Annotated in this window: 25 protein-coding genes; 6 read left to right on the top strand and 19 right to left on the bottom strand. The window is 37.5% G+C overall.

Features of this window, described 5'->3' with window-relative positions; genetic code table 11:
* Positions 1-83 precede the first annotated feature (83 nt).
* The 18 genes from KSU66_RS02245 to KSU66_RS02165 form a co-directional block, all read right to left on the bottom strand.
* Positions 84-1,277, bottom strand: a complete 1,194-nt coding sequence (locus KSU66_RS02245; RefSeq protein ID WP_269049796.1) for a nucleotidyltransferase domain-containing protein — start codon at positions 1,275-1,277, stop codon at positions 84-86.
* A 344-nt stretch (positions 1,278-1,621) separates the two neighbouring features.
* Positions 1,622-3,352 (bottom strand): phospho-sugar mutase, encoded by a 1,731-nt coding sequence (locus KSU66_RS02240; RefSeq protein WP_269049795.1) that lies wholly within the window; start codon positions 3,350-3,352, stop codon positions 1,622-1,624.
* Positions 3,353-3,354: 2 nt separating this feature from the next.
* Positions 3,355-4,665: a glucose-6-phosphate isomerase gene (locus tag KSU66_RS02235; RefSeq protein WP_269049794.1), complete on the bottom strand. Its 1,311-nt coding sequence runs from the start codon at positions 4,663-4,665 to the stop codon at positions 3,355-3,357.
* 247 nt (positions 4,666-4,912) lie between these two features.
* Entirely contained in the window at positions 4,913-5,923 is a 1,011-nt protein-coding gene (gene galE, locus KSU66_RS02230) for a UDP-glucose 4-epimerase GalE (protein ID WP_269049793.1), read from the bottom strand.
* A 678-nt stretch (positions 5,924-6,601) separates the two neighbouring features.
* Entirely contained in the window at positions 6,602-8,056 is a 1,455-nt protein-coding gene (locus KSU66_RS02225) for a lipopolysaccharide biosynthesis protein (protein WP_269049792.1), read from the bottom strand.
* A gap of 58 nt (positions 8,057-8,114) precedes the next feature.
* On the bottom strand, positions 8,115-9,299 hold the full coding sequence (locus tag KSU66_RS02220; protein ID WP_269049791.1) for a CDP-glycerol glycerophosphotransferase family protein: 1,185 nt from the start codon (positions 9,297-9,299) through the stop codon (positions 8,115-8,117).
* A 252-nt stretch (positions 9,300-9,551) separates the two neighbouring features.
* Positions 9,552-10,583, bottom strand: a complete 1,032-nt coding sequence (locus KSU66_RS02215) for a glycosyltransferase family 2 protein (protein WP_269050150.1) — start codon at positions 10,581-10,583, stop codon at positions 9,552-9,554.
* Between the two features lie 100 nt (positions 10,584-10,683).
* A complete protein-coding gene (locus KSU66_RS02210) occupies positions 10,684-10,956 on the bottom strand; it encodes a hypothetical protein (RefSeq protein ID WP_269049790.1) in 273 nt (90 codons plus the stop codon).
* Positions 10,941-11,162 carry a glycosyltransferase family 2 protein gene (locus KSU66_RS21400; protein WP_443028933.1) on the bottom strand — a complete coding sequence of 74 codons (222 nt, stop codon included), beginning with the start codon at positions 11,160-11,162 and terminating at the stop codon, positions 10,941-10,943. The genes KSU66_RS02210 and KSU66_RS21400 overlap by 16 nt, the downstream gene beginning before the upstream one ends.
* Positions 11,163-11,295: 133 nt before the next feature.
* Positions 11,296-12,576 (bottom strand): hypothetical protein, encoded by a 1,281-nt coding sequence (locus KSU66_RS02205; RefSeq protein ID WP_269049789.1) that lies wholly within the window; start codon positions 12,574-12,576, stop codon positions 11,296-11,298.
* A gap of 190 nt (positions 12,577-12,766) precedes the next feature.
* Positions 12,767-13,885, bottom strand: a complete 1,119-nt coding sequence (locus KSU66_RS02200; RefSeq protein WP_269049788.1) for a glycosyltransferase family 1 protein — start codon at positions 13,883-13,885, stop codon at positions 12,767-12,769.
* 4 nt (positions 13,886-13,889) lie between these two features.
* The gene (locus tag KSU66_RS02195; protein WP_269049787.1) at positions 13,890-15,152 is read right to left on the bottom strand and encodes a glycosyltransferase family 4 protein; all 1,263 of its coding nucleotides are present in this window, start codon (positions 15,150-15,152) and stop codon (positions 13,890-13,892) included.
* 42 nt (positions 15,153-15,194) lie between these two features.
* Positions 15,195-15,830 carry a sugar transferase gene (locus KSU66_RS02190; protein WP_269049786.1) on the bottom strand — a complete coding sequence of 212 codons (636 nt, stop codon included), beginning with the start codon at positions 15,828-15,830 and terminating at the stop codon, positions 15,195-15,197.
* A 257-nt stretch (positions 15,831-16,087) separates the two neighbouring features.
* The gene (gene galU / locus KSU66_RS02185; protein WP_269049785.1) at positions 16,088-16,966 is read right to left on the bottom strand and encodes a UTP--glucose-1-phosphate uridylyltransferase GalU; all 879 of its coding nucleotides are present in this window, start codon (positions 16,964-16,966) and stop codon (positions 16,088-16,090) included.
* Positions 16,967-17,020: 54 nt separating this feature from the next.
* On the bottom strand, positions 17,021-18,850 hold the full coding sequence (locus KSU66_RS02180) for a polysaccharide biosynthesis protein (RefSeq protein WP_269049784.1): 1,830 nt from the start codon (positions 18,848-18,850) through the stop codon (positions 17,021-17,023).
* Between the two features lie 91 nt (positions 18,851-18,941).
* On the bottom strand, positions 18,942-19,709 hold the full coding sequence (locus tag KSU66_RS02175; protein ID WP_269049783.1) for a tyrosine-protein phosphatase: 768 nt from the start codon (positions 19,707-19,709) through the stop codon (positions 18,942-18,944).
* Between the two features lie 63 nt (positions 19,710-19,772).
* On the bottom strand, positions 19,773-20,477 hold the full coding sequence (locus KSU66_RS02170) for a CpsD/CapB family tyrosine-protein kinase (RefSeq protein WP_269049782.1): 705 nt from the start codon (positions 20,475-20,477) through the stop codon (positions 19,773-19,775).
* Between the two features lie 3 nt (positions 20,478-20,480).
* On the bottom strand, positions 20,481-21,212 hold the full coding sequence (locus KSU66_RS02165; RefSeq protein WP_269050149.1) for a YveK family protein: 732 nt from the start codon (positions 21,210-21,212) through the stop codon (positions 20,481-20,483).
* Between the two features lie 257 nt (positions 21,213-21,469).
* Here KSU66_RS02165 and KSU66_RS02160 point away from each other — a divergent pair, with 257 nt between their 5' ends.
* The 5 genes from KSU66_RS02160 to KSU66_RS02140 all read left to right on the top strand — a co-directional run bounded on the left by KSU66_RS02160 (position 21,470) and on the right by KSU66_RS02140 (position 24,676).
* Complete coding sequence (locus tag KSU66_RS02160; protein ID WP_269049781.1) at positions 21,470-22,279, top strand: SGNH/GDSL hydrolase family protein; 810 nt, start codon at positions 21,470-21,472, stop codon at positions 22,277-22,279.
* A gap of 14 nt (positions 22,280-22,293) precedes the next feature.
* Positions 22,294-23,220: a polyisoprenyl-teichoic acid--peptidoglycan teichoic acid transferase TagU gene (gene tagU, locus KSU66_RS02155; protein ID WP_269049780.1), complete on the top strand. Its 927-nt coding sequence runs from the start codon at positions 22,294-22,296 to the stop codon at positions 23,218-23,220.
* Positions 23,221-23,354: 134 nt separating this feature from the next.
* Positions 23,355-23,486, top strand: coding sequence for a hypothetical protein (locus KSU66_RS02150; RefSeq protein WP_269049779.1), 132 nt, complete (start codon positions 23,355-23,357; stop codon positions 23,484-23,486).
* Between the two features lie 359 nt (positions 23,487-23,845).
* Positions 23,846-24,325 (top strand): VanZ family protein, encoded by a 480-nt coding sequence (locus KSU66_RS02145; RefSeq protein ID WP_269049778.1) that lies wholly within the window; start codon positions 23,846-23,848, stop codon positions 24,323-24,325.
* Positions 24,326-24,523: 198 nt separating this feature from the next.
* Entirely contained in the window at positions 24,524-24,676 is a 153-nt protein-coding gene (locus KSU66_RS02140) for a hypothetical protein (RefSeq protein WP_269049777.1), read from the top strand.
* 108 nt (positions 24,677-24,784) lie between these two features.
* Here the strand turns inward: KSU66_RS02140 and KSU66_RS02135 are convergent, their stop codons facing one another.
* The gene (locus KSU66_RS02135; RefSeq protein ID WP_269049776.1) at positions 24,785-25,675 is read right to left on the bottom strand and encodes a nuclease-related domain-containing protein; all 891 of its coding nucleotides are present in this window, start codon (positions 25,673-25,675) and stop codon (positions 24,785-24,787) included.
* A gap of 403 nt (positions 25,676-26,078) precedes the next feature.
* Between KSU66_RS02135 and KSU66_RS02130 the strand changes: the two genes are divergently transcribed.
* A complete protein-coding gene (locus KSU66_RS02130; protein WP_269049775.1) occupies positions 26,079-26,246 on the top strand; it encodes a hypothetical protein in 168 nt (55 codons plus the stop codon).
* Positions 26,247-26,995 lie beyond the last annotated feature (749 nt).

The following is a 26,995-nucleotide window of genomic DNA, read 5'->3' as shown; positions in this document are numbered from 1 at the left end:
GAATGTTAGCCCGATGCTTTAATAGTAAACAAGGATTCCTAAGAATCTCAATTTAACTTGTCCGATTTCTTAACACAGTATGATCATTTTGAACGTTTCTTTGTCTGTCTCCATGCCCATAGAAAAGGTCGTAACGGTCTATACATAAATCGAAGGGATTTAGGCAACTTAAGGGTTTCAACATCCTTAGTAGATGGGTGGAATAACCGCCAGATATGTGTAATCTTTTGACTGTTCGGTTTAACGGAAAAAAAATAGTGTCCAAGGGATTTATCCAAATACTCTTCTGACGGACTAAACTTTAATTGCGCTTGCCGTGAAAGATGGATTAATGTTTTTTTCGCCAATTTTTTAGCGCCGTTTCTTTCGGTTACGGATTGCATTGCATTGTTGATGGGTGTATGGAATAACATGGATGCTAAAATAAGGGCTTGCCCTAAGTAATTAACTCCCCACACCAAATGGCGGTAATGATATTTTTTTAGTGTGACCGGATTGTCTTCTGTATTTACCCGATTGTTCATAATTTGATGTATGTCTAACAGCCAACGAAGACGGAACCATCCGTGCTTTCCACCATGGGCAACCAAATATAAAAATAAATCCTCTTTGCCCATAAAATGGATAGGGTAATTTCCAAGTTTTTTTATCCTTTTTCTATTCCACAATTCTTCGAAGTTAGGTTCCTTCGGTGAGTAATCATGTAATTTCCAATGAATTTCCAGTATAACTCTCTTTTGGGGATGAAAATAGGTTTCATCCTTTGTTGGCATTTTCCCTAATAAGATAGGTAATTCCTGTCTTTCATATCCGTAATTCAAAAGAACTTCCCTTGCTTTATCGAGATCGTTTATTGAAATTAGTATATCTAAATCCTTAGAAGTTCGTAAGGAGACATCCCCGTAAAGATCCAAAGCAATAACCGGTCCCTTTAAAAAAAGAGAACGAATATTACTCTCCCTAAACAATTCACTTATGTACCCCATTTCTCCGCTCAATTTAAGCATCTCATAGGTGTTTTTTTTATATTCTTGTTCAAGCGTTTGAATAACAAATGAAGGAATATATGTACTTTCTAGATCTTTAAATTTCAAGTAAATTAACGGGTACACACGATGATACATCGTTAATTGGAGAAAATGATCCCAATCAATCTCTTTTAAAAATTCGTCATTCGTTAACTGGATGTTATCTTCATTAGTTGTCTTCAGCATTTCAATTAATAATGTTAATTCCTTAGGCATTCGTTTCAAGTCAAAACTATAACTAGCGCTCATCTTTTCCCCCCCCATTTATTATTTCATTTTGATTGATGCTTCATCATTCAACATTCTTCATGGTCCTTACCTTTTAAATTAATAGGGAAAAGACACCTTGGATCTCAAGTTTTCAGGACTATTGTTTGCCTGGTACCTATAATAATCACTTAATCCCTCGTACGCAAAACCAGCTTACATAATAAGTCTATACTATCATATAACCAGAAAACTCAAAAGGGATTGATTATTGAATACAACTTCTCCCCCAAATAACAAAAACCCCAATCAACTGGAGCAATTTCTCGCTCCAAGTCAACTCAGGTTATCTTCTATCCATTTTTCCAAACAACATTTCCCCACACTTAAACCCGAACCCGATCCATAATATCCTCCACCAACGCATTCAACGCCACTTCAGCTTCGTCCGCGGAATCCTTCCGTACCCCAAAGTAAATCTTGCACTTCGGCTCGGTACCAGAAGGCCTGATACACACCCATGATCCATCTTCAAGAATATACTTCACAACGTCCGCTTTCGGCAACGTTAAATTCTCCGATGCACCATCCACAAGGCGCATAGTCCCCGCTTTATAATCTTCGATAACAGTAACAGCAATTCCAGCTATTGAGCTCGGTGGATCATTACGAAATTCTTTCATAATCTCCGCAATTTGCTCTTGCCCGTCTTTTCCCGTAAGCGTAATGGATTCCAACGCCTCACGGTAATGGCCAAGCTCGTCGTAGAGGTCCATCAATGCTTCATACAATGATTTACCAATCGATTTATAATAAGCAGCCATCTCGGCCGTCATAATCGCAGCTTGAACGGCGTCCTTATCCCGTGCAAATGTTCCGATTAGATAGCCGTAGCTTTCTTCGTACCCAAATAGAAATTCACACTCGCCGCTCGCCTCAAATTCCTCAATCTTCTCAGAAATAAATTTAAAACCTGTTAATGTATCAATTGTTGGAATACCGAACTTCGCAGCCGCGGCACGTCCGAATTCGGATGTAACGATTGTCTTCATCGCAACGCCGTTTTCCGGAAGAGTACCGTTACGCTTTTTCTGCATAAGCAGATAATGTAACAACAGCGCGCCGAGTTGGTTCCCGGTCAACAACTCATAATCCCCGTCCTTTGTCTTCACAGCTACTCCAAGTCGGTCTGCATCCGGATCTGTCGCAAGAAGCAAGTCAGCATCCTTTTCTTTACCGAGCTTCATTGCGAGTTCAAAAGCTTCCCGCTCTTCTGGATTTGGATAGGCGACTGTTGGGAAACTTGAGTCTTGCACGGCTTGCTCTGAAACGACGTTAACATGACTAAAACCGAAATTCCGTAGTCCTTCCACCACTGGTACAAGACCCGATCCGTGAAGAGGTGTGTATACGATGGACATGTCCTGCCCATACGCTTCAATTGCATCTGGGTCTTCCCGCAATGTTAGTAGACATTCTTGATACGCATCATCGATTTCTTCCAATATGTACGTCAATTCTTCACTTCGTAGAAGTTCTTCTTTATCAGCCGTCTGAATTAAAAACAAATCCTCAATGTCATTCATATGCCGAACAATGCCATCTGCCGCATCAGGTGGTAGCTGTCCCCCGTCTTCTCCGTACACTTTAAAGCCGTTATACTGTGCAGGATTATGACTCGCTGTAATGACGACACCGGCATACGCATTCAGATGTCTCACTGCGAATGACAGTTCAGGCGTTGGTCGGCTCTCTTTGAACAGGAACACTCGGATTCCGTACTTCCCGACCGTTTTCGCCGTTTCCAACGCAAACTCCCGTGAATAATGCCTAGTGTCATAAGCAATGACGACACCGCGACGCATTGCATCTTCTCCAGCCGCTTTTATATGTAACCCAAGTCCTTCCGCAACACGCCTCATCGTATATACGTTCATCCGGTTCGTGCCAGCGCCTAAAAGCCCACGCATACCACCAGTCCCAAACGATAAGTATTGATAAAACCTATCCTCGATTTCTTTCTCATTTCCTGTAATCGACTCTAAGTCTTTCTTCAATTCATCTGTTAATGAATCCTCTAGACTCCACCTAGTAAACGTATCCGTAATTACACTCATGATTAAACCTCCTGTTCACTCAAAACCAGCTTCCCTAATAACTCAAACATCTTATTCTTATACGCCTCGACACCCGGCTGGTCGAACGGATTCACGCCGGATAAATAAGCACTCATCGCACATGCTTTCATGAAGAAATAAATGAGATAGCCAAGATGAAACTCATCTAACTTCGCTAACTCAATTTTCAGTACAGGCACACCGCCCTCTGAATGCGCTAATGCCGTTCCCTCTTTTGAAATTGCATTAATTTCATTGAGCGTTCGATCTACTAAATAATTCAAGCCATCCCGGTCGTCCGAATCATACGGAATTTGTTGATCATCTTCAACGTCATTGAAGTGAAGAAGAGTTTCGAATAGGTCCCGCCGGCCATCTTGAATATATTGGCCAATGGAATGCAAATCCGTTGAAAAGGAAACCGCAGCGGGAAAAATCCCCTGTAACCCTTTCCCTTCACTTTCACCAAATAGTTGCTTCCACCATTCATGTAAATACTTTAACGAAGGTTCAAATGAAGCCAACAATTCAATTGTATATCCTTTAGCATATAAAACCTGCCGGGCTACTGCGTACCTGTAGGCAGAGTTTGACTCCAGATCATCTTCCAACAAATCCAACGTTGCCTGCTTAGCACCCGCAAGCAACGCCCGTATATCCAAACCCGCAACCGCAAGCGGCAATAAACCAACCGGAGTCAAAACCGAATAACGGCCACCAATGTCATCTGGAATAACGAATGAGCGATACCCCTTCTCATTAGCCAATTCCTTCAACGCACCCTTTTCACTGTCTGTCGTGACGACGATTCGATCATTCGCTTCCTCACCGTACCGTTCTTCCATATAAGAACGTAAAACCCTGAATGCGATGGCGGGTTCTGTTGTCGTACCCGATTTAGAAATGACATTTATAAAAACTTCTTTATCTTCTATGTACCGCAATAGCTGCTTTAAATAGGCCCCACTCATATTTTGACCAGCGTACATAATTTCAGGATACACCGAATCGCTACCGAAATAAGGCTTCAACGCGTCATGAACTGCTTTCGTCCCCAAATAAGATCCGCCTACTCCAATGACAATGAAGACCGAAGAACGGCTTTGGATCTCATTTGCAATCTTCCCAATAGAATCTAGAAGCAAGTCCTGATCATCTAAGGGAAGTTCAAGCCATCCCAAATAGTCCGCCCCTACCGAGGTTCCAGCATGCATTTTACTATGGGCACTCCGAACCGCATCTTTATAGATATTTTTATCATTAGTCGAAATATAATTCGACAACAAATCTGTATTTATTTTCAAGATATCCATACTACTCTCCAGTCTAATTTAATAAACGGCCCTCGAAATATTGGAGGGCACAGTTTACTTCAGTATTCAATAAGCATATTAGTAAATCATGTCGATGCCTGTGCGATATACAATTATAACACGTAGTATAACTATTCAATAGAAAAATTAGCCGAAAATTCTTTAATCAATTAATACATTAAAGTTAAAATCCAATACAAATAAGCCCGCCAAGCTGCCAAATAACACAGCCCAGCGGGTAACAACTCTATTTCAATTCTACAAGGTCTTTATTATTTTTTTCAAATCGCCAAGCATCCCGACACATCGCGATAATATCCAGTTTAGCTTCCCATCCTAGTTCCCGCTTTGCCTTTGAAGCATCGGCATAACAAGAAGCAATGTCTCCGGGTCTTCGATCTACGATTTCATAAGGCACCTTAATATCATTAGCTTCTTCAAAAGCTTTCACTAACTCAAGTACACTTGTACCTTTTCCAGTTCCTAAGTTATAAATATGTACACCTTCAGTCAGATTTTCTAGTGCAGCAACATGACCTTCAGCAAGATCCACAACATGAATATAATCCCTTACTCCCGTACCATCAACTGTTGGGTAGTCATTTCCAAACACACGTAATTTCTCAAGTTTACCTTTTGCTACTTGAGTTACATATGGCATTAGATTATTAGGAATTCCGTTAGGTGCCTCTCCTATTTCTCCGCTCTCATGGGCACCTGCTGGATTGAAATATCGAAGAATTGAAACTGAAAAAGCAGGGTTTGCATTTGCTATATCAGTTAGAATTCGCTCACTCATGGCTTTTGTTTCACCGTAAGGATTAGTCGTTGGTAAGAGATCCATTGTTTCTACAAAAGGTACTTTATTATCTCCATATACTGTTGCTGATGAGCTAAAGACGAATCGATTGACACCATATTTCTGACAAGCTTTTGTTAGTACCATTGTACTTACAATATTATTGTAATAATATTCAAATGGTTTTTCTACTGATTCTCCTACTGCCTTAAGACCGGCAAAATGAATAACACCTTCAATTTGATGATTTTTGAAAATGTTATCAACCGCTTTTTCATCAGTTACATCAATTTCATGAAAAATAACTTCTTTCTCGACAATCTGTGTAGTTTTTTCAATATCGCGACGATTACTGTTACAAAGGTTATCTGCTATAATGACGGAATATCCAGCTTCAAGTAATGCAACACAAGTATGTGAACCTATATATCCAGCACCGCCTGTTACTAGTATGTTCATAAATTTAAGTCTCCTTTTTATCAGTAGATTATTTTAGGATTACATTCTGGCTTGCACTTTATTTTCATGACCCTAGGATACAATATCTTTTTACAATAGTAAAAGTTGTTTAATTAGTGTCTTTGCCGATTATTTTCTCACATAAAAAAATAGTACCTATCAAATATCGATATATCTAAGTATCCAAAGCATACAGGAAAAAACTTTATCGATTCATCTGTTTAAGAATCTGGGAAACTTTCTAGCCTTAGTATCCCTTTAAATTTATAAAGAATAATGAATGTAGGTAGTTGAATACCTCACACTAATACTTTTTAATAACTTTTTAATAACTACTACAAAGCAATAGTTACTTGCAAAGCTAGATGTACTAAGAAATTCGCTCTTACTAATTTAAATTTTTGTATTAGTAACGATTGTAGTAACTTAACTGGACTACTTTCTTTTATTAAACTTAAATTCGCATTTAATTTATCAGAGTAATTATAAAGCGCCAACCATACTAGCTTAAAATCCCCAATTTATAAGTTTGAAATAATAATATAGCAATAAAAGACCACTATTTTACTGCGTTAAAAACATATATTCTTTTTCACAAAAATTATTGTTTATATGTTTTATTGAGGGAGTATTACGTCTATACAACATTATATGTTTGGGGATATAAAAGCTATTTTATTAAGTAAATCTTGAATTATAGATTTCTTTTAATGAAGCTGTAATATATACATAACTTTCATTTCTTAAAACTCTTGCCAGACTACAGTAAGTTATTACCCCTAAAATAATTTGAACAATTAATGTTACACTTGGGATTAAGTTTAAATATCGTATAAAGAAAACTACTCCACCCATTATTATAGATAAAAATAACGAAGGCATTATATCTTTTACCTGTTCTAAATATCCATAATTCAGTATACTCTTGTTAGGATATGCATTAATAATAGATCCTATTATTCCGCTTAGAATCATCCCATATGCGATTGAATAAATGCCGAATGGTATCGTCACACCTAGAATCAAAAAGTCTATAATTCTTTTTACTATATTTAATTTCAGTGTTATATCGCTCCTACCCACAGCATTAATAGACTGTTGATTAGCTGTATGTAATGGTTCCAATGCATAGATAGAACAAAATATCCAAATAAATGGTACACTTGGTAACCATTTGTCAGTTAATAAGATTCTTACTAATGGTTCCGCTATTACCGCCAATCCTGTCATTAAGGGAAATACAATGAATGAACTTGTAACTATTGATCGTCTCACCATACTTTTGAGCACAATTCTATCTTCTTGTTGAGCTGCAAAAGCAGGAAACATAACTGATTGTATACTCCCGTTAATATTTGTGGTAATTAAACCAGGAAATTGTGCACCTCTATTGTAATATCCCAATATGTCTAAGCTGAATAACTTGCCAATCACAAATGTTCGAACATCTTTAGTGAGATTGAAAATTAAACTAGACATTAAAATTTTCCACCCAAAAGAAAATAGTTGTTTTACTCTTAGAATAGAAAATTCTAAAGTTGGGCGCCAGCCCCCTGTAATCCATAAAGTTATCACTATTATTAATTGATTTAATATTTGCTGATACACTAAAGCCCAAATCCCGAAGTTTAAATACGCCAAGACTATTCCAACAGCTCCAGAGATAACAATTCCATATAGGCTACTATAAAACAGTCTTTTAAACTCCATTTTTCTTGTGACTATTGCGACCTGAATGGAGTTAAAAGCACCTATGAACAAAGTTAATGCTAATACCCTAATTAAAGAAGATATTTGATCAGACTCTAAAAAAACTGCTATATATGGTGAGATTATAAATAGGAATATATACAAGAATACTGATAGTAGTAAGCTGATATAGAATACAGATGAATAATCTTTATTATCTACTTCTTTCTTTTGTATAAGCGCTGTATTAAGACCGCTCTGAACTAGCGCATTTGAAAAAGTGATAAATATTAATATTACTGAAATTAGTCCAAAATCCTTTGGAAGAAGAATTCGAGCTAGTACAATTTGAACAATAAATTGTACACCATGTGTACCTCCCCGTTCCATAAACTTCCAAAATAATCCAGTTAAAACACTTTTCTTTATTCTATTACCATCCATCTAATTGCCCCGTTCTAAACTACATTGGTATATTTACTTCCTATTAACTATCGGTATTTCAAAGACTATTAACCAATTTAAATGTTCTTGCACAATTATTTTTATCATAATAAGAAAAGAACTCTCTTGCTTTATTAGAATACTCTTCTTCTATTTCACAATTATTTTTAATATAACTTTCAAGTTGCTTCAGCAATTCATATTCATTATTCACTACTGGGCCAAAGACATCAGTTTCATAATTAAAATATCCTTCTTCCCAATGGGATGCTCGGTAGTCCGAATAATCAAAATGAAAGTTAATTGTAGGCTTATTCATATATGCAAAATCAAAAAATACACTAGAATAATCAGTTATCAACAAATTACTTTCTTTTAATAAAATCTGTAAATCATAACTATCTTTATTTGCTAAAATTAATCTAGGATTTTTAACTTCAAAATTATCTAAGTAGTGTTGCATTTCAGGATGGAGATAAAAAATCATCTCATATCCATATTCATCTAGTAAATTCATTAACATTTTATTATTTATTAATTGTTGATAGGCCTTGAAATAATTAGTATCATTGAAGTTATTATTGCTTTCCCTACCTTTATATTTAAGGTTTTTTCTCCAAGTTGGCATGAGTAATATCTGGTTTTTCATTGTATAGTTATTTAGATTATCATACCTACAAAAACCTGTTAATACAGCTTGATTTTCATCATACCCAAATTCTGTTGTAATGAAATCAACTTCCCGTTTTGAAGCGCAGCAAAACAAATCAATATTTGCATTTTTTCTAAATGCCCAATCTATTTTGTTCTTAGTTATTCCATGCTGTAAAAACACCTTTTTATTATTAATCAACTTATATTTCTCAAGAAAACTTATTACTGAGCTATTTATCATACCACCACCAATATGGGCACTAATTTGTATTTCAGCTATAATATAGAATAAATAATGCTTTAGACTACCAAAATAGATGATATTTCGCGGAGAAATTTCCGTCAACTTCTCTAATTCAAGAGAAGTTTTATTGATCACGTAAAAAGTATGTTTGTGGAGTTTATTATCGTGCACATACTTAAAAAACCAGTATCCGTTATCCCTGGCTTCATCGGGCCTTTCGGAAACTAACCAAACATTTTTATTAAACTTACTCAAAATATATCCGATTGGCAGTAATAAAAGAAATATTAACAAATCTTTAATATCGCGAATCTTTATTTTCTTAAACACTTTTAAGGTATCCACTATTTTCTCCTCGCTAAAATTATTATGAATAAATCGTTCGTTAGAGATATCTATTTTACTATCTTAATTTTCCTAATATTATTTTAAGATTAATTTTCCATTATTATATTTATTTTTCATGCTGTGCATACCAATTTGAAAACTATAATCAATTAACGAGTTTTCTTGATCTTAACCCTTGAATAAATAGCATTTAATAAAAATATTAATCTTGTGTTTCAAATTAATAATCTAGGAGTTAATGGTAGATGTTTACTTCACCATACTTTTAAGATTATTAACCCAAAAAATAATTGCTAGGAGGCTTGTTAGATGTTTTCTCTTAAATAAAAAATGAATGATTCTCAGTCTCCTCCCTTTACAACTTGCCTCTATTACGGATTTTTTAAATCTATCATCTTCTATATAGTTCTTAAATTTTCCATATTTAACTTTAAAACTTTCGTTACCTGCAAAAATCATTTCAACTCCTATAATATAATATCTCATTATCATAGCTTTAATTGTTTGATTTTCTTCTTGTGATTGCATTAGTATATTTTCAGCAAATTTTCTAAGCGATAAATCAAGAATTCTAAAATTATTTAAGTAATCAATATTTGGCCTTCTACTAAGTGATGATATTGATAAGTTATTGTAATAACGGTAAAATTCATTATTTAATGCCAACAATTTATCTGTATGACTTAGGACATCTAGCACAAATTTAAAATCCTCAAGTATAGCCATGTTTTTTTCGAAAAACAAGTTATTCTCTTTTAATACAGATGTCCTAATCACTTTATTCCAAACCGAAGATAAATAATTGATTTCATATAAATCAATAAAATGGTTTTTCATATTATTTTTATTGACTTCTATGTTTTCTTTTATCTTGTAGATATTACTATGTGAATATTTCTCTCCAAAGTAATAATCAAATTTCATACCAAACATTATCATATCAAGACATTCTGTTTGTAAGTAATCAATTACAACTTCATATGTATTAATATCAATGGTGTCATCGGAATCAACAAATGTAATATATTCACCTTTAGCCTCTATTATCCCTCTATTCCTCGCAGCACTAACACCTGAATTAATTTGATGAATAACTTTAACTCTAGTATCATTGGTAGAGTAAAATTCGCAAATCTCTAAAGATGAATCTGTCGATCCATCATTAATAAGAAGTACTTCTATATTTCTATAACTTTGATTAAGAACACTTTCTATTGATTTTCTTAAACGGTTTTCTGCATTATAGACCGGTATTATTATACTTATCATTGGTTCTATCATATTTACCACTATTAATCTCCTTACCCATATTATTTCTGAAAATCCACTTATTACTATCAATCATCACTACCAATATTAAGATTTATGAAATTATTTTATGTTAATGTCTTGGTGTGTAATAAATGACGGATACTGGTAACCAATCTTGAATATAACGTCCAACTTTAAAACTAAATCCTTTTTCCCTTAGTAATTTTATTTTAAATAATTTTCCCCAAAGAACCCCCTGAACCTTCATATTTAACATCACATCTATAACTTCATTACCATTATATTTCTTACCTTCGTAAATATTATAAATATTATCATCAAAAGTAACTCTATGACCACAAATAACAATATCCACATCGCTACCTTCTATCTTTTCATACATTTTTTTAACATTGACTCGTCTAAGTAATCATCTGGATCAATAAATATTGTATATATTCCATCAACATACTGAAGTGCATTATTACGAGCTACAGATACACCTTTATTTTTCTGTTTATAAATTTCAATCCTAATTTTAGGGTTTGAATATTTTATTTCCTCTATAACTTCCAAAGTTTTATCAGTAGATCCATCGTCTACTATAATTACTTCAAAGTTTCCGTATGTTTGGTTAATTATGCTACCTACACTGTTTAATATAATTTTGAACAGTGTAGGTAGGTATTATTATCGATATCTACTAATTTACCTCTAATTTAAAAACTATTAAAAAACTCTTTTATATCTTCTTTTTGCTCCTCCTTTTTAACTTTATTATGTTGAGACTCAATGCAAACATAACCATATAAATTCCAATAAATTTCTCTCTATGTCTTAAAGCAGTGCCTGCATTGGATACTCCCCATGCAAACAACAATACGCTACTAACAGCAACTATTAATGAAGCAATTAATAATGATCTTTGTGGAATGTTTTTTTCTATCAATACTCTAAAAACAAACAAGTAGCTTAGTAAATAAAACAATCCACTAAATACAAATGCAAAAATATCATTAAAACCTCTCCAATCCCAAGGTAATGGAGATGCTATAAAATATAACACTCTTATTGGAGTATATATTATGATAGAAGGTATACTATTTGCATTGATTCCAATCGAATACGAAGACCCACCAGAAGCAAATGTAGACGCAGTCTTGCTAAGATCTGTTATTGAATCCACACTTTTAAATTTCCCAAACAACATATCACCGAAAAACGTATTTACAACAAAAAACAGTAATAAAAAGAAAGCTCCCGAAAAAATTGTACTCAGATTAAGTCGATACTTTTGATTAAGACGATCGTAGAAGATATAACATATGACATATCCTACAGCAGGTGCTATCCCACCAGAATGAAATATAGAAGTAACAATAGGCAGTGCAATTGCAATCAATAAATTATATGAACTACCATTTTTCCACCATCTAATAAAAAAGTAAAAGGAATAAGTGAGCAAAAATATCATTATACTTTCTCTTAGCAGGATTGAGGACATAATTAAATAATTTGGGATAAAACTAAAAAGGATAAGCACGAAGACTCTGACTTTTGTACTTAGCATTAACTGCTCTAGAATTTTTTTCACTATAAAGATAGAGTACATACTCAAAATCACATTAAAATACTGTGCTACAATCCTTTGCTCTCCAAACATCATATAAATATACCCTAAAATTATGGAATAAAATCCTCCTCGCCCAGAACCATCCCCATTTACAAAGTTCATTGCATTGCCATTATACATTTCACTATCATAACCACTATTCGGTAAAATAAATATATCTCGACCAAATATGTCAAAGTATAGAATAAAGAGCCTAGCAATATATGCAAAAAATAGTATTAAATACTCGCCTTTATTTTTTGAATTTCTACCTATAGTTACCAAGAATAAAAGGGAATTAACGGCAACAATAATTGTAGATATTACATAAAGATTTGTATTGAGCCCTTCAAACATTTGCTTTAATATAAAAAATAGTAAACCTTCTATTGCAAGTAAAAATAAAACCATCTCATTACCTCTATTTTATTATTTTAATATGTAGAAAGTATTCATATAATGATGGTAACAAAAACATGGCGAAAATCATCATTATTTATTGTATATAGAACGTTTTTAAAAATATGGATCATTTATTATACTTCCCCTATACTTCCTACTATAGAAGGTTCTATAGAATACAAAAAATTTTATTTCTCATTTAATTGCTATTCATTTTCCTTGTATTATATAAATTGATATAAAAGTTCTCTAACCATTTTACATTGGATTCAATATCAAAACCTTTATCCCGAATCTGGGAATACATATTTTCCCTATCTTTTATTGACATTAAATCTAATATAAAGTCTGACCATATTTCTGGCCCTTTATCTAAGCTTAAAAATTTAATATTTTGTGTTAAATCAACTTCTTTAGATATAGTGTTCGACACTATACAATTTAAACCACTTGCTTGTGCCTCAACTAAAGTTACTGGTAATCCTTCATATAAAGACGGAAACACAAAAACATCAATCGCTTGTAATAATTCATGAATATCATCTCGTGTTCCTAAAAATTTAACAGCAGAAGTTAAGCCAAGACTTTCTACTTTCTCCTTCATTTTATCTACCAGGTTACCCACACCAATAAGCAGTAAAACACTCTTTTTATTTTTTTGATATATTTTTTCAAATATATCTATTAAAAACTCATGATTTTTTTCTTTTGTAAATCTACCTATATGTCCTATGACGAATTTATCTTCAATACCTAAAGATTTCCTCTTTTCATATGATATACTTGAATTATAAACAAACTTTTTTGTATCAATGGCATTTTTTAATATCTGGAATTCACTTTTGTTAAACAGCCATTTCCCCGCCTCTTCACCACATGAAAATAGTTGTGTAGCATAGGTTGTTATTTTACTTCGTGAATACATTTTAATTATTTTCTTCCAATTCTTTCCCAAACTTGTTGAATGACTATGAGCGATCCTATTTGGAACTCCATACTTTTTTGCATATTTGAGGGGATATGTACTTAATGTATCTAAATGAGAATGAACAATTTTATATTCCTGATTTTCTTTGAAAAAATTGTCAATCTCATTAATGTAACCATTTGTATTCAAGGGGTTAAATGGCGGGACAGTATAGATTTTTCCACCAAGAGAAAGTATTTCGTCTGTAAAATCATGCTTGCCTTCTCTATGTTCTAAAAAGTCAAATTGAATCCTGTTTCTATCAATATTTCTGTAATAATTCATCAACATAGACTCTAATCCGCCGCGGTTCATCAAAGTAACAACATGTAATACTCGAATTGGTTCCATTTCCTTAAATGCACTCCTTGTATATATTATCAATATACTGTTTAACCTTTTTATTATCAAACTCGTTTAAATACTCCTTGTTAAATAATCCCATATCACTTCTTAAATCAGCATCATTTATAAGCTGCTTTATATACCTATGATATTCATTAACATCTTCGGGCTTTATAAGATAACCACCCTTTTGCTCCTTAACCAAATCAACATTCCCTCTAATTTTTGAACAGATAATAGGCAAACCAGACGCCATCGCTTCCATCAAAGCAACTGATAAACCTTCTCTGAATGACGGAAATGCAAATATATCTGCTACTCTATAAATCTCGGCTACGTCATTTCGAAACCCTAAAAGTTTAATTTGCTTTTCCATACCCAGATCCTGTATCAGCTTTCTTAGATAATCCTCTAATGCACCTTGACCACATATTACATAATAAACATTTGGGTTGTTAACTCTTGAAATAGCTTTAATTACCGTCTCATGATTCTTATTATTGTTAAGCTCTCCAACTGACAGCACAACGAAAGACTTTTTAGGTAAGCCTATTTCCTGACGTTTTAATTCTCTGTTTAAATCTAAACGATTAAATTTCTCAGTATCTATTCCAACTCCTGGAATAGATTTTGTTTTTATTGCATTAAATGAGCTTCTTGCTCTCTCATAATCTTCCTGATTTATTGTTATAAGAACATCAGTATACTTTGATAACCACCGTTCAACTGGATAATATATCAACCAATTTTTTATAGGTGCTCCATTGTAAAAATGAAATCCATGGGCAGTATAAATAACCTTTGTACCATTTTCCCTCACTTTACGTGCAGCTATCCTCACTAGCATAGCAGCAACAGGAGTATGACAATGAATTATATGAAAGTGATTTTCCTCTATAAGTTTCTTTATATCTTGATATGCAGATAAGTTATCCATATTAAAGGGATTTCTATTCATGTTTATTTCATTGAATATAATTCCCTTTTTCTTCAACTCACTTTTAAATTCTTTTACTCTTTCTTTAGATGTGTTGTTTCCTGTATTAAAGTTTGCTGCTACATAAACTTTAGTGGATTTCTGTAAGGTTTTTATATCGTTCATACAAAATTGGTCCAAAGTAGACGCAACTGTTGTTACTACTAAGGATTTCCTGTTAATAATCGCTTCTTTTTTTTTCATGTGAAAACTCCTATCAGACACTATCTTGTATTTTTTTACCGTATTTTTGGAGATGCTCATTAACTTCTTTTTTAATCCCTTTTCAAAACTCATAGGATTATAACGAAAATCATTTCAACATCTCTATTACTCTATTTACTTTAATGAAGAGCCAGTTTCCTTGATGCTCTCAACTTCCTTCTTTACACCAGTTTCACCTTCAACAACTCCATCACTTTTAGCAACACTAACAATGGTTCCAAAGAAGCACTTAACATCCATCCAAAAGCTAATCCTGTCAACATACTCCCCATCCAGCTTCGACTTAACCTCAATAGGAAGCTCATCCCTACCATTAATCTGTGCCCAACCAGTAAGTCCGGGTGGCAAGTCATTGGCGCCATACTTGTCACGTTCCTCAATTAAATCGTACTGATTCCATAATGCAGGGCGAGGGCCAATAATACTCATCTGTCCGACGAAAATATTCCAAATCTGTGGAAGTTCATCAAGTGAAGTCTTTCTCAAGAACTTACCCATCTTCGTAATGTGTTGATCCGGGTTTGCTAATAAATGAGTCGGAGTATCCTTCGGTGTATCAATTCTCATTGTACGGAACTTCAATATGTTAAAATGAGTCTTATGAAGACCTACACGTTTTTGCTTAAACAACACTGGACCTCTCGAGTCAATCTTTATAAATATAATAAGTGTGAGAAGGATTGGTGATAATACGATGAGTCCTATTAAGGAAAGAATTATATCTATCAATCTTTTAACCTTCATATACATCCAGCAACACTCCTAAAAGTTTGTTCTTTAGTAGATTAGGACCTAATTAGAATCTGATATTCTTTATTCCAACCAACTACTAAACCACTAAAAAAATTACATCTATTTATTATTTTCACCTTGTAATAACTATTCAATCTAAGAAGCAAACAATATTTATATTAGCTCGAAAATCAGGTGGCGTTATACACACCACCCACACTATAACCGAGTGCCCCCATTGATAAAGGTCAAGAGTCATCACCTAAACTCAATAATTACAATTCCACTTTACTCGCTTTCACTTTCTCATCCATATATTCCAACAAATGATCTCGAATTCCATCATTCTGCAACGCAAACTCAATAGTCGTAGTAATGAACCCTAACTTTTCCCCAACATCATACCGCTTACCCTCAAAGTCATATGCAAATACACGTTGAATTTGGTTTAATTTTTGAATTGCATCTGTCAACTGAATCTCCCCACCAGCGCCTGCTTCTTGTTCTTCTAAGCACTTGAATATCTCAGGAGTTAGAACATACCTTCCCATTATCGCAAGATTTGAAGGAGCTGTACCTTTAGCAGGTTTCTCTACAAAGTTCTCAACTGCATATCTTCGACCTATCTGAGTAGAAGGTTCAACAATTCCGTATCGATCTGTTTCATCATCTGGTACTGTCTGGACCCCAATAACTGAAGCGCGTGTTTCTTCGTATTGGTTCATAAGTTGTTTTAAACACGGTACATCGCTTTGAACTATATCATCTCCGAGTAACACGGCAAATGGTTCGTTTCCAATAAACTTGCGCGCACACCAAACAGCATGACCAAGTCCTTTTGGTTCTTTCTGACGTATATAATGAATATCTACATTTGACGATTGTTTAACTTTGTCTAGTAAATCAAATTTTTCTTTTTCCATCAAATTTTCTTCTAGTTCAAAGTTATTATCAAAATGATCCTCTATCGCACGCTTTCCTTTCCCTGTAACTATAATAATATCCTCAATCCCGGACGCTATTGCTTCTTCCACTATGTATTGAATTGTTGGTTTATCTACAATTGGAAGCATCTCTTTAGGCATTGCTTTTGTTGCCGGAAGGAATCGTGTTCCAAGTCCCGCTGCTGGAATAATTGCTTTTCTAACTCTCATTAGTTATCTCTCCTCATTAAATAAAAATCCAAAGTGATATTTTTTATTATTTATTCATACTGTTGTAACTCTGTCTTTTCTTTGAACACTCTTCCGATTAGCCAACCCAACCAAAGTGTCTTTGACCTCTTCATCACTCATATCCGGCAACTTCCCAATCACATCTTCCATCTCTGTCTTCGTAATCGGTGTCGCTTTGCCCATATGAATTTTAGGGAATATGTATCCGCTTTGGACTTCGTTTTCATTCAACAGCTCTTCAAAAAGTTTCTCACCAGGACGCATTCCGGAAAATTCAATCTTGATTTCATCCTCACTATAACCCGATAGTTTAATAAGGTTTTTCGCTAAATCGACAATCTTAACGGGTTCGCCCATGTCGAGAACGAATACTTCTCCGCCCGCTGCGAGCGTACCTGCTTGGATAACAAGACTGGATGCTTCAGGTATCGTCATGAAGTAGCGTGTCATTTCAGGATCCGTAACCGTAACGGGTCCGCCTCGTTTAATTTGTTCTCTGAATAAGGGAACGACACTTCCGCGTGATCCGAGCACGTTACCGAATCGAACGGCCGCGAATTTTGTTTGGCTATCTTTCGCCAAGTTTTGGACAATCATTTCTGCGAATCGTTTCGTTGCGCCCATGACGTTCGGTGGATTGACCGCTTTGTCCGTTGAGATCATGACGAAGTATGGAACTCCAAATATGTCCGCTGCTTCGGCGACGTTTTTTGTACCGAATATATTATTTTTCACAGCTTCCATTGGGTTGGCTTCCATTAAAGGAACATGCTTATGCGCAGCTGCGTGGTACATGACATCTGGTTTATATTCACTTACGATGTCGAAGATTCGATGGCGGTCTTGTACGTCCGCTATAATTGAAACAATTTCTGTATCTGATGCAACCTTTTTGCGTAGTTCTCGGTCTATATGATAGATCGAGTTTTCACCATGTCCTAAAAGGACGAGTCGTTTCGGTCTAAACTGACTCACTTGCCTACAAATCTCCGAACCAATCGAACCGCCCGCTCCGGTGACTAGAATGGTTTTATTCGTGAGTTTGTCCGCAATTGCTTTTAGATCGAGTTCGATTTCATCTCGCCCTAACAAGTCTTCGGTTTTTACGTCGCGCATATCGTTGACCGATACTTTACCAGTCATCAAGTCTTCGATACGTGGAATTTGTTGCGTTTTGACGCCTGTTTCGATACATATTTTCGTTAAGTTTGCCATTGCTAGTTTAGACATGGACGGTATGGCTATGACAATTTTTTCGATTCGATTATCTTTCACTAAGTCTGGAATACTATTTGTTCCATTAAAGACTTTAATGCCGAAAATCTCCAACCCACTTTTCGACCGGTCATCGTCTATGAAAAGGACCGGTTGCATGCCCGATTCGGGGTTTTGAAGCAGTTGACGGGCGACCATTGTTCCAGCTTGTCCCGCACCGACGACCATTGTACGTGTGGCAGCTGCCCCGTTATGCTGGATAACGGTATGACGCATAAGCCGCCACGACATTCTTGAACCGCCGATGAGTAAAATATGTAGCATCCACGTAAGCGCAAGCGCTCTTATGTAAATATCTTGCGTAATCGCAAATTGAACAATTGCTACTACTGCGATCGTAAGGGTCACTGCTTTAAATATCGATTTAAGTTCACCAATCGATGCATATGCCCAAGCCTTACGGTACAATCCGTATCGCCAAGCAAAAAAGTGATGTGCGATTTGAATGGTGATAGCACTTATTAAGAGCATTTCATTTGCGAAGACGTTAATGAATGGATGTAAGAAGAAATAGCCTAAGTAGATTGAGATGAAGACGATGAATGAGTCAACAAAAAATAGTAGCGTCATTCTCTTTTTTATAGTCATTTACACGTTCCTTTCTACGATTAAAGTGGACATCTATCTTTATGTTCATATTACTCTTTAAATTAGTACTAGGTTAGGTTAGCTTACTACATTACCTTCTTAACATCCACCAATTTCTCGGTTTTACTTCCATAGGCTCTAGTAAAATGAAGTCATCGTTTGACAGGATTCTCGCATTGTTTTCTAATAGGATATCTGCGATGTCATGGAGTTTATGTTTATCCAACACGTCGAGTCCTTTATGAAACTGGAGCGGTCGCGTTGTTGAATTATGAACGTCGGATCCGTAACTATGGATTAAGTTTGCTTCTATGAGCTGTAAACTAAGTTTTTGAACGCCTTTTCCGAAGTGTCCCGATAGACTGCCCGCGGTAACTTGTGCCAGTGCTCCGTGTGTAATGAGCCGAGCGAGACGGCTCGGTTTTTCGGCGATCGCTCGGTTTCTTTCGGGGTGTGCGATAATTGGAATTTTATCTGAACTTAAAAGGGCTTGAATGATTTTCACTGTGTACGCTGGAATCGCACTAGACGGAAGTTCAAGTAATACATATTTCGACCCTGCGAGTGATAACGCTTCTTTCGCTTCAAGTTTTTCTATAAGGAAGTCTTTGATTCGCAGTTCTTGGCCTGCGTGCAAGTTCATAGGGATATTTCTTTCTTTCAATGCATTGTCCAAGAGAGCTAGTTTTTCTTGAACTTGTGCTTTCGACACGTCAAAATGTGGACTGTACGCATGCGGTGTTGCAATGATATCGGTAATTCCTTCGGCAATGGCTAGTTCAATAAGTTGAATGGACTCTTCTATCGTCTTTGGACCGTCGTCAACACCTGGCAAAATATGTGCATGCATATCTATCATCTAATCCCTCACTTTTCTATGTTTGTTAAATTAAAAAAGAGCAAACAGGGAGTAAAGACCCGTTTACTCGATATTCCCATAGTATTGGTAATAATAGTGATCTTTATCCATTTCAAAGTTATTTAAGACCGCTCCAATAATATTCGCTTGTGAAGAAACGAGTGCTTCTTTCGCCTTCACGACGCCGGCTTTTTCTGTATCACCAGAACTTATGACGAGTACTGTACCTTCGCATTTATTGGAAAGGATTTGTGCATCCGTTACCGATAAAACCGGTGGTGCGTCAAAAATGATAATGTCGTATTTATTTTTCATATCTTCCATTACTTTGTTCATCGTTTGAGACGCAAGTAGTTCCGCAGGGTTCGGAGGAACGGGACCGCATGTAATGACATCGAGTCCAACATCGCTTCTTCGCGCAACATCCGAAAGCTCCGCTTGACGTGTCAGTAGATTCGATAAACCTAATGTGTTCGTTAATTGAAACGTATAGTGAACGGTCGGTTTACGCATGTCTGCATCGACGAGAAGAACACGTTTCCCTTCTTGTGCGAAGACAACGGCAACATTCGCAGCGACTGTCGATTTGCCGTCTCCCGGGTCAGAGGATGTGAATAGAATCGTTTTTAGTTCCCGGTCGGGCATCGAGAAATTGATGTTCGTACGAATTGTACGGAACTGTTCGGATACGACTGACCTTGTGTTAATGCTTGTGACGAGTTTACGTGCTGCGGTTTGAACTCCCTTTTTCTTTCTTTTTCTAGCCATCTGTTAGTTCCTCCCCTTTCTTCGCTTCGGAACTTCAACTTTTGCCGCTTCCATTTCTTTGTTCGGAATCGGGCTAACAACACCCAATATTGGGATTTGAAGAAGGTCTTCGATATCTTGTTCAGTTTTCATCGTCGTATCTAAGTATTCGAGTAAGAATGCCAAACCGACACCAAGCATCAGTCCGATAACCGCCGCGATTGCCATATTAAGCATCGGGTCTGGTTTAATCGGCGATGGGTTGTCCGGAAGTGAAGCGGGTGTCAAAATATTGACGTTATCGACACTCATAAGTTCTACAATTTTGTTTTCAAAAATATTGGCTGTCGCATTCGCAATCTGTACCGCTAATTTAGGGTCAGGATCTTGAACCACGATATTTAGTACTTGCGAGTTTTGCGCACTACCAACAGTAATTTGACTGTTCAACGAGCCGACTGAACGATTGAGACCTAGTTCCTTAATGACGTCTCCAAGAATGACTGGGCTTTTAATAATGACGTTATATGTGCTAATAAGCTGTAAGTCGGTCTCGATGTTTTGTTTATTCGGCTGGTTTTGATCTTGTTGTGTTTGATTGACAAGTATTTGTGTCGATGTCTGGTAAATCGGTGTGAGCAGTAAAAAGCTCACGACGCCACTAATTGTAATTGCAATAATCGTTATGAATGCAATAAGTCCAATACGTTTTTTCAGCGTTCGAAATAAATCTTGTAAGCTAATTGTTTCTTCCATAATATAGACGTGCTCCTTTTCGTTCGTCAAATAATGTCGAACTATGGTATTATACCATAGTTCGACATTATTTGGACGATTGTATTCTGGCCATTTTGTGGGATAATCAATAGACTAGCGTAATTTCTTTATTTTGTTAAGTCGGTAAAAAATCAAGACTTTGTAATTATAACACAATCTACACTTATTAGGCATATGATTTCCGGATGATATATTGACGGTTTTATAGTCTATAAGACATATTGGAGGGTTTTATTGTGAAAGTTCGAACGGTACTCGCGTACATAATTGTAGTCGTCTGTATTGTTTTGTTAGTAGGTAGTTATTTACAGTGGAAATATAAGCTTGATTCAGTGAAAGCCCCCGCCTCCAGTGCGGTCGTTGACAAGAAAAATGCATCTCCTGCTGAAGCTGAATCCGACGTGAAACATTCAACGGATAATGAGCGTCTAATTGGACTGACGGCCAACCAAGATGAAAGTGTCCGTGAAGTTTTTGGCAGTCGGCTTGAGAAAGGTGAAACTCTTAAGTTCTTACTTGTTGGATCGGAATCGATGGATTCGGGTAATCCTGGATATGCAGAACGATTAAGGCTTGCGCTTAGTAGTTCTTACGGCGATTTCGTCGAAACGACGACAGTTCCTTTCAATGGAACGTCTGCTAAATTTATCGCCGAATTGAATGCTGGGCTTGTCGATTTTGGTGCGGGTTACGATGTGATTTTGTTTGAACCGTTTACTTTGAATAATAATGGTGAAGTCTCAGCAGAAGATGGACAACAGCATATTAAAGTATTCCATGAACGTTTGCGGTCGGCTGTTGAAGATTCGGTTCTTGTTCTCCACCCTTCCAATCCAATTTATAATGCGGTCCATTACCCGAAACAGGTGAATGCATTACAACAGTTTGCGAAAGACGAAGGAATTTCATATGTGAATACTTGGTTGAACTGGCCTGACACAGACGCTGACGAGATTAAAGATTTATTGGACGACAAAAGCATGCCTAATAGTGATGGCGCTGAAGTTTGGGCAAATTCACTCATTACGTATTTCATAGCTGACTAATGGAGGAATGACAGATGAGCAGAAAAGATCGTAAGAAGAAAAAGATATGGCCGTGGATTGTCGGCGGATTTGGCCTTATCGTAATCGCAGTTCTCGTATACGGATTGATGGTTTACATGAATTTAACGAAGACCGCAAAAGATATGCACGAACCGATTGATCGCGAGTTGTCGGACAAACGTGAAGACGCCGTTGCATTCAAGGATCAGGAACCCTTTTCCGTCCTCGTTCTCGGCGTCGACGAGCGTGCAGGCGATTCCGGAAGATCGGATACGATGATTGTGTTAACGGTCAATCCTAAATCGAACTCGACTAAAATGGTAAGTATTCCGCGGGATACGTATACAGAAATTGTCGGGAAAGATACGAAGGACAAACTCAACCACGCCTATGCATTTGGCGGAATTGAAATGGCGATGGCCAGCGTCGAGAACTTGCTAGATGTTCCAATCGACTACGTTGTTCAGGTGAATATGGAGAGCTTTAAAGAAATTGTCGACGCAGTCGGCGGGATTAAAGTGAATAACACGCTCGACTTTAACGTTGACAAGTATGTATTCCCGAAAGGTGAAATCTCTTTGGATGGTGAAGAGGCACTCGCATTTGTAAGAATGCGCTACGAAGATCCACGCGGTGACTTCGGACGGCAAGATCGACAGAAGCAAGTCATTCAGGCGGTGTTGCGTGAAGGTGCTTCGTTTAGCAGCTTAGTGAAGTATAAGAGTATTTTCGGCGCAATCGGAAATAACGTGCGCACGAATATGACGTTTGATGAGATGGTTGATGTGCAGGCGAATTATAGGGACGCAGCGAAGAAGATTGATCAGATTATTATTAAAGACGGCGAAGGCAAGAAGATGAATAAGGTTTGGTATTACATTATGAATGATGACGAGTTGGAAAGTGTTAAGGAAGAATTGAAGACGCATTTGGAGATTTGAATGTGTGATAGGTAGATCCGGGGGGGTATCGCCCCGGATCTTTTTTTGTTTTGACGCGGGGTGCGTGGCGATTGGGTGGACATTATTGGCAATTGAGCGGACATTTATCGGGATTGCGCGGACAATAAGGCGGTTTGAGTGGACATCCGCTGATTGAGTGGACATTATTAGCAATTGAGCGGACATTAGACGGGATCGCGATGACATTATCGTCATTTCAGTGGACATCCAGAAATCCCGAAAGGGAGGACAATCACCCAGATTGAGTGGACATTATAACTATTTGAGCGGACATCCGGCGATTGGGCTGACATTTTCAGCAATAGAGCGGACATTTATCGGGATTGCGCGGACATTACGATGATTGCAGTGGACATCCTTGATTTCCGTTCCGAGCGGACGCTTTCCGCGGGCGGTCCGTGAGCCTCCTCGCTTCGCTGCGGGGTCTCACCTGGACGCGCTTTGCCCACTGGAGTCGCCGCTCTCCACTTCAATCAACTAGGTGTCACCTTCTTTAGTTCAATATATATAGATTGAAAGAAAAACCTTAATTGCCAAGTGCATTTTTATTTAATTCTCCCCTTTACAGGAGACAGTTTTAGGAATTAGATGGTAAACTATTCATATGAAAAAATTACTGATGTTTTTTATTTTATTGGCGGTACTGTCGACTCTTTTCTTTTCTTCCGGGCAGACGTATGAGCAACAATCGCTCGTCCCTTCGTTGCAACAATGGCTCCCTGGGAAGCCGCTTGAGGGCTTGCTTTCTAAACTTGAAATCCCGTACTGGGGAAAGACGATTTCCGTTGAGGAGCGGGGCTATTATTATTTCATCGAATTTTTGCTGCGAAAAGGCGCGCATTTCTTCATTTTCGGCGTGCTCGCAGTGCTTGTTTATTCGGTGTTGCCAAATAGACGGTTTCGCACAATTATTGCGGCGGCGGTTACGTTACTCGTCGCAATGAGTGATGAATTCCACCAGTCATTAACAGGTGGTCGAACGCCGTCGATGCAAGACGTCGGACTCGATATGGCCGGGGCCGTGACGTTTTTAGTCATTCTCCGATTGGCTTTACTTATACCCGGACGTAGAAAATCCCGCTAATGTGTATGCATTGGCGGGGTTTTTCTATTCTCTTGAGGGTGCGCCGGATTCAGTGGAGATCTGACTAGATTGAGATGACATTAACGGCGATTGAGCGGACATTGGACCGGATTGCGAGGACATTAACGGCGATACAGCGGACATCGCTGGATTCAGTGGACATTACGCGCGATTGGGTGGACATCTGACTAGATTGCGATGACATTAACGGTGATACAGCGGACATCGCGGGATTCAGTGGACATTAGACTGGATTGCGAGGACATTACCGGTGATACAGTGGACATCGCTGGATTCAGTGGACATTACGTGCGATTGAGTGGACATCAGGCCGGATTGCGAGGACATTAACGGTGATACAGCGGACATCGCCGGATTCAGTGGACATTAACGGTGATACAGTGGACATCCGGTTTAATTCAAAAAAAGAGGTATGCCGGGGCATACCTTCCTCACGCACTATTCTTCACTTTTAAACGACTTCCCTTTTGGCCAGTAGTATCTGGTTGCGACGGACTTTCCTTCTTTATACAGGTGGATTGTTTTCAGTGCATAGTTGGCATCGTGCCTCGTTGCCAGTTGCAGAAAATCTCTGCATTGCCGATTGGAGATCGAGTCCGAGATGAGCATGAACCAATCGGTCAGCGTCTGCCTATAATTGTTCGCCTCAATGGTAGAGCACGCGTTGCATCGGCGCCGCTTATGGTTTAGATAGGTCATTGTCGAGTCGCAGTTTGAGCATAGTTGACCTTTTTTCAGTGAATTTGGATCGATGCGATAGTATTCGCATAGCGGAAATGGGTTGTACGTTGTTTGGCTTTGCCGAATCATTCCGCTGATTTTATTGACTTCCGCCGTACTATAAATTGCCTGGCCGCTCTCCTTCTTTTCCAAGTACATCCGCAAGCGATTCAGATAAACTAAGGGCGCGTTCGGCGGTGCACTTACGACTTTTCCGTTTTTACCGGCGAGAACAACTCGTCCAGAAACATGCACATCGACTCCCCTGTCGGCAAGCCAAGTCTGCAAATAGTATCGCTCGTTTTCCAGCTGAACGATTGGGCAATCCATAATTGTCACTTTTCCTGACGGGAGTGTTTGCTCCAATTGCCGGAGATCTCCATCGGAAATAAAACGGAGGTCGCCCGTCAAATTTTTCACTTCAAGAATAACTACCGATTTCTGGGTGACAAATAACGTATCTAGCTGGAAAGATTTTTGTGGGGACAAGTAAAGGTGTATGTTTGTAAGGATTTCCGGGCGTTGGGGATACGCCTTCAGTTCAAGGTTCTGGTCGACAAACTTTTCGCCAAAGAAACCTGATTGTATACGGTATAATTGGTTCTCCAAGTCTTCGATTCGCGAATGGTTGGGGGGTAAACGCGCAATCAGTCTTGGTAAAGCATGCAAAAGCAGCGGTTCGATTCTTTCTATTTTTTGGATAGTATCTCCTCCCTTTTTTATTTTAGACCGTAATTTGAATATTATGATAGCCTATTTTAATTGAATTGGCAAGGGGTAGGTTGGAAGGATAGGGAGAGTCCGGAAAGGGTGGACATTATGGGCGATTGAGTGGACATTAACCACAAAAGAGTGCACATTATGCCCGATTCAGTGCACATCCACGAAAAGCGCGGACATTACGGGCGATTGAGTGGACATTAACCACAAAAGAGTGCACATTATTCCGGATTCAGTGGACATCCACGGAAAGCGCGGACATTATGGGAGATTGGGTGGACATTAATCACAAATGAGTGCACATTATGCCGCATTCAGTGGACATCCACGGAAAGCGCGGACATTACGCCCGATTGAGTGGACATTAATCACAAATGAGTGCACATTATGCCCGATTCGGTGCACATCCACGGAAAGCGCGGACATTACGGGGGAAAGCGTGGACATTAATCACAAATGAGTGCACATTATGCCCGATTCGGCGGACATCCCCGGAATGCGCGGACATTACCGGCGATTGAGTGGACATTAACCACAAATGAGTGCACATTATACCCGATTCAGTGCACATCCAGGGAAAGCGCGGACATTATAGGCGATTGGGTGGACATTAATCACAAATGAGTGCACATTACGCCGGATTCAGTGGACATCCACGGAAAGGGTGGAGATTAATCACAAAAGAGTGCACATTATGCCTGATTCAGTGGACATCCCCCGCCTTTCACCATAAAAAAAGGACTTCCGTCTACCTTTAACGGGTTCGGTTGATGGGGAGAAAACAATAAAAAATACAGTGTTCGGGGACCCAATTCGCATATGAATTGGTGTCCCTGTTTTTGTTGTTGCATCAACAATTAGATGCTTTATATAGTCGATTTGGCTCCACAATTGGCACAGGAATTAGCAGCAGCGCATAAATTTATGTGCCTTTGCTAATTCACTTGTTAAAATACTTGCTGATTGGATATTGGAAAGAAAAATATAGAAGGAAGAAGGAAGATAAGAAATCTATGTTAAAATATATTGAAGACTATGAAATGATGTTCTTCAACTAACGAGGCAGTTTAGTTGAAGAAGGAAATTTACATCTAACATTGAATTATTACAGAAAGTTTTTTTACAAATTAGGAGGTGTTAGTATGGGTGCTTGGGGAGTAGCAATATTATCCGATGATATTGCTGAAGATATTAGATTTAGATATAAGG

The organism is Sporosarcina sp. G11-34, from assembly GCF_026931025.1.
Note: the sequence above shows the minus strand (reverse complement) of the source record. Positions and strands in the feature narration are given on the sequence as shown.

Coding starts and splice junctions, on each gene's coding strand:
- KSU66_RS02140 (WP_269049777.1), top strand. CDS start 24,524: ATGACATTAACGGTGATACAGCGGACATCGCGGGATTCAGTGGACATT.
- KSU66_RS02235 (WP_269049794.1), bottom strand. CDS start 4,665: ATGGATATCTTGAAAATAAATACAGATTTGTTGTCGAATTATATTTCG.
- KSU66_RS02190 (WP_269049786.1), bottom strand. CDS start 15,830: ATGTATATGAAGGTTAAAAGATTGATAGATATAATTCTTTCCTTAATA.
- KSU66_RS02200 (WP_269049788.1), bottom strand. CDS start 13,885: ATGGAACCAATTCGAGTATTACATGTTGTTACTTTGATGAACCGCGGC.
- KSU66_RS02245 (WP_269049796.1), bottom strand. CDS start 1,277: ATGAGCGCTAGTTATAGTTTTGACTTGAAACGAATGCCTAAGGAATTA.
- tagU (WP_269049780.1), top strand. CDS start 22,294: ATGAGCAGAAAAGATCGTAAGAAGAAAAAGATATGGCCGTGGATTGTC.
- galU (WP_269049785.1), bottom strand. CDS start 16,966: ATGAGAGTTAGAAAAGCAATTATTCCAGCAGCGGGACTTGGAACACGA.
- KSU66_RS02240 (WP_269049795.1), bottom strand. CDS start 3,352: ATGAGTGTAATTACGGATACGTTTACTAGGTGGAGTCTAGAGGATTCA.
- KSU66_RS02170 (WP_269049782.1), bottom strand. CDS start 20,477: ATGGCTAGAAAAAGAAAGAAAAAGGGAGTTCAAACCGCAGCACGTAAA.
- KSU66_RS02165 (WP_269050149.1), bottom strand. CDS start 21,212: ATGGAAGAAACAATTAGCTTACAAGATTTATTTCGAACGCTGAAAAAA.
- KSU66_RS02130 (WP_269049775.1), top strand. CDS start 26,079: ATGAGTGCACATTATGCCGCATTCAGTGGACATCCACGGAAAGCGCGG.
- galE (WP_269049793.1), bottom strand. CDS start 5,923: ATGAACATACTAGTAACAGGCGGTGCTGGATATATAGGTTCACATACT.
- KSU66_RS02180 (WP_269049784.1), bottom strand. CDS start 18,850: ATGACTATAAAAAAGAGAATGACGCTACTATTTTTTGTTGACTCATTC.
- KSU66_RS02195 (WP_269049787.1), bottom strand. CDS start 15,152: ATGAGTTTTGAAAAGGGATTAAAAAAGAAGTTAATGAGCATCTCCAAA.
- KSU66_RS02205 (WP_269049789.1), bottom strand. CDS start 12,576: ATGGTTTTATTTTTACTTGCAATAGAAGGTTTACTATTTTTTATATTA.
- KSU66_RS02215 (WP_269050150.1), bottom strand. CDS start 10,583: ATGATAGAACCAATGATAAGTATAATAATACCGGTCTATAATGCAGAA.
- KSU66_RS02225 (WP_269049792.1), bottom strand. CDS start 8,056: ATGGATGGTAATAGAATAAAGAAAAGTGTTTTAACTGGATTATTTTGG.
- KSU66_RS02210 (WP_269049790.1), bottom strand. CDS start 10,956: ATGTATGAAAAGATAGAAGGTAGCGATGTGGATATTGTTATTTGTGGT.
- KSU66_RS02145 (WP_269049778.1), top strand. CDS start 23,846: ATGAAAAAATTACTGATGTTTTTTATTTTATTGGCGGTACTGTCGACT.
- KSU66_RS02175 (WP_269049783.1), bottom strand. CDS start 19,709: ATGATAGATATGCATGCACATATTTTGCCAGGTGTTGACGACGGTCCA.